The 5,647-nt window shown below is 55.3% G+C and carries 6 protein-coding genes and 2 pseudogenes; 3 read left to right on the top strand and 5 right to left on the bottom strand.

Annotation, left to right across the window (positions count from 1 at the left end):
- Both J7447_RS31480 and J7447_RS31040 read left to right on the top strand, forming a co-directional pair.
- Positions 1 to 152, top strand: a pseudogene (locus tag J7447_RS31480) (conjugal transfer protein TraB); the annotation flags it as partial.
- 4 nt (positions 153 to 156) lie between these two features.
- Positions 157 to 783, top strand: a complete 627-nt coding sequence (locus J7447_RS31040) for a conjugal transfer protein TraH (RefSeq protein ID WP_168693778.1) — start codon at positions 157 to 159, stop codon at positions 781 to 783.
- 150 nt (positions 784 to 933) lie between these two features.
- Here the strand turns inward: J7447_RS31040 and J7447_RS31035 are convergent, their stop codons facing one another.
- Together J7447_RS31035 and J7447_RS31030 are read right to left on the bottom strand one after the other, a co-directional pair.
- The gene (locus J7447_RS31035) at positions 934 to 1,974 is read right to left on the bottom strand and encodes an IS481 family transposase (RefSeq protein WP_168693779.1); all 1,041 of its coding nucleotides are present in this window, start codon (positions 1,972 to 1,974) and stop codon (positions 934 to 936) included.
- Between the two features lie 161 nt (positions 1,975 to 2,135).
- Positions 2,136 to 2,249 (bottom strand): annotated as a pseudogene (locus tag J7447_RS31030) (IS481 family transposase); the annotation flags it as partial.
- A 307-nt stretch (positions 2,250 to 2,556) separates the two neighbouring features.
- Here J7447_RS31030 and J7447_RS31025 point away from each other — a divergent pair.
- Positions 2,557 to 3,066, top strand: a complete 510-nt coding sequence (locus J7447_RS31025; protein ID WP_168693780.1) for a copper chaperone PCu(A)C — start codon at positions 2,557 to 2,559, stop codon at positions 3,064 to 3,066.
- Positions 3,067 to 3,160: 94 nt separating this feature from the next.
- Here J7447_RS31025 and J7447_RS31020 read toward each other — a convergent pair whose 3' ends face one another.
- The 3 genes from J7447_RS31020 to J7447_RS31010 are packed head-to-tail and all read right to left on the bottom strand — an operon-like array spanning position 3,161 to position 5,499.
- Positions 3,161 to 4,711 carry an IS66 family transposase gene (locus J7447_RS31020; protein WP_209171769.1) on the bottom strand — a complete coding sequence of 517 codons (1,551 nt, stop codon included), beginning with the start codon at positions 4,709 to 4,711 and terminating at the stop codon, positions 3,161 to 3,163.
- A gap of 54 nt (positions 4,712 to 4,765) precedes the next feature.
- On the bottom strand, positions 4,766 to 5,119 hold the full coding sequence (gene tnpB / locus J7447_RS31015; RefSeq protein WP_023001579.1) for an IS66 family insertion sequence element accessory protein TnpB: 354 nt from the start codon (positions 5,117 to 5,119) through the stop codon (positions 4,766 to 4,768).
- Positions 5,116 to 5,499 carry a transposase gene (locus tag J7447_RS31010; protein ID WP_209171768.1) on the bottom strand — a complete coding sequence of 128 codons (384 nt, stop codon included), beginning with the start codon at positions 5,497 to 5,499 and terminating at the stop codon, positions 5,116 to 5,118. The genes tnpB and J7447_RS31010 overlap by 4 nt, the downstream gene beginning before the upstream one ends.
- Positions 5,500 to 5,647: the final 148 nt, after the last annotated feature.

Here is a 5,647-nt window from a genome sequence, read left to right as displayed (position 1 = left end):
TGCAATCCATGGCCATGGGCTCAGACGCAATCGTTGCGATCGGCAACGGCTGGTGGACGGGTGAAAGCAACATTACCGACATTCAACGCGCCAGCGTCACGGCATGGGCAAAGCTGTTCGATGTGCCACTGGTGATCGCATTCAACGAGTGAACCCATGATAGATGCTGCCTTGATAGAACAATGTGCCGATCCCTCCCTGACCCCTGCCATCGTTGAAGAGTTCATCGCAGCAGCCGGCTCGGAGGACGCGTTGAATGTGACGGTTCGGGCGGGATCGAAGACATATCTGGTGCCGAAGACGAATTCCACGCAAGAGGCCATGAAGCTGGTTCAGGATCACCTCGGCAAAGCCGTCGTCCGTGTCGGGATCACGCAATATCCGGTTGGCATTGGCATTGCGGACAAGTCTCAGGTCTCCGCGGACGTGTTCGACACCTGCAACAACATCAAGATTGGGACAGCGTTGTTTGCCCGCGTCTACAAGGTCGTGACGAAGTGGTACGGCACGCCGGTACCGGAGGCGTTTGAAGATGCCATCGAGACGTACCAGACCGGGTATTTTGACGGGGAATATGTGTTCGCGGCGGAAGATCCAGGCGAAAGCGTTGACCTGGCAGCTCCGAGCCCGACAGGCTCAAAAATAGGTGCGACGGGAACGGAAAACGATATTGCGGGATCAGACCCAAAAAGTGAACTCCGGCAACAGCTGTGGGCACAGGATCCGAACAAGGCGGAAATTGGTGTCGATCTGTCTGAAATTGGGGATTTCAACAGGGAATGAATACCTGTGTTGTCGTTAGCCAAGATGATCGTTAAGTTGATGCGCACAGTTATGTCGAACCATATTGCTGGACAGAGAGTGAACTCAGATCAGTTGTAGAAGTTTCGATTTGATCTGACGGTTACCGCCTTTGAGGCTGTGTATGTCAGATCAGGTTTGGTCTATTTTCTTGTCGAGCCAAACCTTCTTTCCATCGGCCAGGGTTTCCATGGGCGTTCTGCCACAGCACATTTTGCCCTGATGCGTGCGTTCGCGATTGTAGTGATCAATCCATAGATCCAGCTCCTTTTGCAAGTCATCGATGGTTTCGAAGACGGTCTTTCGGAATGCGACTTGATAGAATTCCTGTAAGACCGTCTTGTGGAAGCGTTCGCAGATACCGTTCGTCTGCGGTGATTTTGCCTTGGTCTTTGTGTGGTCGATATCGTTGATTGCCAGATAGAGCTGGTAATCGTGGCTCTCTGCCTTGCCGCAATATTCGGTGCCTCTGTCGGTCAGGATACGCAGCAAGGGTAACTCATGCTCCTCAAACAATGGCAGAACACGATCATTGAGCAGGTCCGCAGCCGTGATCGGTGTCTTGGTTGTGTAGAGCTTGGCGCAAGCGACCTTGGAATAGGTATCGACGAAGGTTTGCTGATAGATCCGGCCGACGCCCTTCATGGTGCCGACATAGAACGTGTCCTGAGAGCCCAGATAGCCGGGATGGGCCGTTTCGATCTCTCCGCAGGCCTCGTCGTCATGGGCCTTCTTCTCAAGAGCGGCGACCTGGCTGTCTGTCAGGATCGTGCCTGTTTCGGCCACATGGATTTCCAGGGCCTTCAGGCGCTGCTTGAAGTTGGCCAAGTTGTTCCGGAGCCAGATAGAGCGAACGCCGGATGGGGAGACAAAGACACCACGCTTGCGCAGCTCGTTTGAAACACGAACCTGTCCATGAGCTGGCTGCTCAAGGGCATAGTCCAGGACGGCGGCTTCGACTTGCTCATCCACGCGGTTCTTCTGGTTGGGCTTGCGCCGGCTCTTGTCCAGAAGCGCTTCAACACCGCCATCCTCAACAGCTGACTTGTAACGGTAGAAGGTGTCACGGGAGAGCCCCATCACCTTGCAGGCCTGGCTCACATTGCCAAGCTCTTCGGCCAGGTTTAGAAGACCGACTTTGTGTTTGATGATCCGTTCGTTACTCTCATACATGAGGGTTACCTTTTGGGCTTGAGATGATTGTTTGGTCACAACCATCAAAGCCGGTAACCCTCAGCTCGAAAACCGAGATGTCAGATCAAGTCTCAATTTCTACAGATCAGTTGTTCCCATATTCGTTTAGCAGAACAGCGACAAATGAACGACGATTGCAGTTTCTGATTGATCCTGTAACGCTTCGAAAGCGTCCTTAGGCTCTGTTGAGTATTTCGTATTGCTCGACGGACCGCCTCTGTCGTTGTGGCGCTTCGGTTTAGTACATGTCGCATAGATCCTCCTTCCATTCGGGAGACAACACTGCGCCATCAAACTCTCGGATCAATCACCTAGAGGGGAATTCTCATTGCAGCGAGCCTCCTGTTGCGCCAATAAGTCACAATCGCGTAAATTGATTATCGAAGAACTGCGTTTGCCAACGAGATACTAGACAACTAGATGTGGCTCAGGAAGTCATCATACCGTTGAGTCCAAACCTATCACACACTATCTGTTAAACCGACTACTCAAGTGGAACAGCAAAACCAAATTTGGTTGTTGAGATTCCATTTGGCAAACGCCTTCAGGTGAACGCTTTCAATGAAGAAGGATATGGTAAAGGCAGCCGCTATTATCTCTGTTTGGTGCGGCAGTCTTCAGCAAAGTTTTGCTCAAATGGAGCATACATTCCCAGAAAATAAGTTAGTGGTTGAGCATGCAAATGTAGTTAGGTCGGTGTCAAATATGGACACATTATTTGGATATGTTACTATTTGGAATGGAACTAACCAAGCAGTAAATATTTCAGAAATATATTCCGAAGAACTTGGCGTTGCTTCAGTTTATTCTGTAAATTATTCTGATGTCGATCCTGTATTTGTTGAATACCCACTAACTATACCTGCGCACGCGGAGCTTATGATGAGGCCTTCTGGAATTTACCTAGAACTAAAGAGGGAAAATGTAGGTTTCGAAGGAATATCTGAGATTTCTCTTACCTTGGAATTTGAAGACAAAACTAGTTTGCAAGTGCCTGCAGAAATACTTGTAACTGGCGAAGATTTACCTGACCACCATCATGGTGATGGAAAGACGTATGGGCATGATTAGTAATATTATATCGCAACAGTTAAGCAAACGTCATTGGGATTTAATGAGCTTAAATTTTTGAAAACCGTAAGCGACGTCTGCGGCCCACGTGGTTTCAGTTTGACGGCGTGAAGTTCCATGGCAGAAGTTCGTCGATCCGGCTTTTTGGATGGCCGCCAGCAATGGCTTCGAGGGTGGCCTTGAGATAGGCGAAGGGCTCGACGTTGTTGATTTTCGCGGTCTCAATAAGCGATGCGATGCGGCCCCAGGTGCGGCCGCCCTCGTCATGGCCGGCGAACAATGCATTTTTCCTGTTTAATGCAATTGGCCGGATCAAATTCTCAACACTGTTGCTATCAATCTCGACACGGCCGTCGTGGAGGAAGGTCTGCAAACCATCCCAGTGACGATGGATGTAGGCAAGCTTCTCGCCAAGGCAGGACTTGGCGGAGACCCGGAGGCGTTGCTCTTGCAGCCATAGTCCGAAGGCGTCGACCAGAGGCGCGGTGCGGGCCTGCCGGGCCGAGTGCCGCTGCCCTGGCGCCGTGCCGCGGATATCGGCCTCGACCCTGTAGAACTCAGCGATCCGGCGCAGGCCCTCGGCGGCGATTTCGGAGCCGTCGCGGTCGAAGACCTCCTTCAGTTTCCGCCGTGCGTGGGCCCAGCAATGGGTCACGCGGATCGGATCGCCGCCCTTGCGGGACGAGCGCGTCAGGCAGTTGTAGCCCTGGTAGCCGTCAAGTTGCAGGACCCCGTCGAAGCCACGAAGGATTTTCTCCGCGTTCTCTCCGCGGCGGTTAGGCGCATAGAAGAAGACCACGCCGGGTGGATCGTCCCCGCCCCAGGCGCGGTCGTCTCGGGCCAAGGCCCATAGATACCCGGTTTTCGTCTTGCCGCGGCCCGGATCCAGCACCGGCGCCGTGGTCTCGTCCATGAACAGCTTGGTCGACACCTTCAGATGCTCGGCCAGCCGCTCGACCACGGGGGCGAGGTGGAACGCGGCAGTGCCGACCCAGTCGGCCAGCGTGCTGCGATGGATATCGATGCCCGACCGGGCAAGGATCTGGCTCTGACGATGCAAGGGCAAATGGTCCGCGTACTTGGCAACCAGAACATGCGCAATGGCGCCTTCCGTCGGCAGACCGCCTTCGATGAGATGCGCCGGTGCCGGCATCTGCGTGACGCCGTCGGTACAGGCGCGGCAGGCGTATTTGGGGCGGACGGTGACGATCACGCGCAGCTGTGCGGGCACGATGTCCAGCCGCTCCGTGCGATCCTCGCCGATCTTGTGCATCACTCCGCAACCGCAGGGACATTGCAGGTTGTCGGGTTCGATCACACGCTCGATGCGCGGTAGGTCCTTCGGCAGGTTGCCCCGGTTGCGACGGGCCGGACGGCGGGTTTTGCCCTCGGAAGGGTGCCGCTCGTCCTGGCTTTCCTCAACCTCGGCGATGGCAGTCTCGAGGTCTTCGAAAGCCAATTGCCGTTCATCTTCGCTGAGCTTCTCCGACCTTTTGCCGTGAACCGCGTGGTTCAATTCCGCGACCAGATGTTCCAGGCGCTTGTTGATCTCCTTGAGCGCATCCCTTTCGCGCAGGAGCGCGGCGACAGCATCACGCTGGTCAGCGGGGATCGCGGAAAGATCGATGGCGACAGTGGAAGGCATGGGCCGAGAATAGCCCGGGACCGCTCCGGATGCCCGCCATTTCCGGTACCTGATTCATTCTGCCGCAGCCGGAGAACGAGCCTCCAATGCCTTCACCTTGCGCCAGTCCAGGCCCGAGAACAGTGCCTCGAACTGAGCATGGTTCAGCGACATCATACCATCCCGAACGGCGGGCCAGGTGAAGGTCGTATCTTCCAGCCGCTTGTAAGCCATCACCAGGCCGGTGCCGTCAAAATACAGGAGCTTCAAGCGGTCGGCTCGCCTGGACCGGAACACAAAAACCGTGCCGGTGAACGGGTCCTTGCGCAAAACGGACTGGACCAGGGCGCTCAACCCATCATGTCCTTTTCTGAAGTCGACTGGCTTTGTCGCCACCAGGATACGCACCCGGTTCGAGGGGAAAATCATGATCCACGCCCAAGAGCGTGTACGATCCCAGCAATCCTGTCCGGGCTCACGGAAGCTTCCAGCCGGATTATGGTTCCGCCGTAAATGATCTCCACCGCGGCCAGCGGCTTCGCATCCTCTTGAACGGGCGCCGGAGTCGGTTCCAGAACGGCCGGTACAAACTCCGCTCCCGGAAGATCCGGCACCACAAGTTTGCCCTCCCGCGCCAAACGCCGCCATGCCGAGAGATGGTTGGGCTTCATGCCGACACGCCGGGCGACCTCGTTCACTGTCACCCCGGGAAGATAGGTCTCCGCGACAAGCCGCCCCTTCACTTCATTGGGCCAACGGCGCATTCCCGTGTCGCGCGGCAAAATCTCATAACCGCATACGGACTCCATATGGAGCTCTCTATGGACTCCCGTAAGCATCCGGCGTAGACCGCGGTGCGGTCAGTTTCCGATCAATGTTGTTGGTTCTGGCTCTTTGCGAAGCCCGCTTTGCCGAGTGCTCGGCGCCGAGCGAGCTTGGCGATGCGCTGGTTGATCA

The organism is Labrenzia sp. R5_0 (genome assembly GCF_017743835.1).
GTDB classification, from domain to species: Bacteria; Pseudomonadota; Alphaproteobacteria; order Rhizobiales; family Stappiaceae; genus Roseibium; species Roseibium algicola.
Note: the sequence above shows the minus strand (reverse complement) of the source record. Positions and strands in the feature narration are given on the sequence as shown.

Bases quoted from the DNA above. Each gene is read 5' to 3' on its own strand.
- J7447_RS31040 (WP_168693778.1), top strand. From the start codon at position 157: ATGATAGATGCTGCCTTGATAGAACAATGTGCCGATCCCTCCCTGACC.
- J7447_RS31035 (WP_168693779.1), bottom strand. From the start codon at position 1,974: ATGTATGAGAGTAACGAACGGATCATCAAACACAAAGTCGGTCTTCTA.
- J7447_RS31025 (WP_168693780.1), top strand. From the start codon at position 2,557: ATGAAGAAGGATATGGTAAAGGCAGCCGCTATTATCTCTGTTTGGTGC.
- J7447_RS31020 (WP_209171769.1), bottom strand. From the start codon at position 4,711: ATGCCTTCCACTGTCGCCATCGATCTTTCCGCGATCCCCGCTGACCAG.
- tnpB (WP_023001579.1), bottom strand. From the start codon at position 5,119: ATGATTTTCCCCTCGAACCGGGTGCGTATCCTGGTGGCGACAAAGCCA.
- J7447_RS31010 (WP_209171768.1), bottom strand. From the start codon at position 5,499: ATGGAGTCCGTATGCGGTTATGAGATTTTGCCGCGCGACACGGGAATG.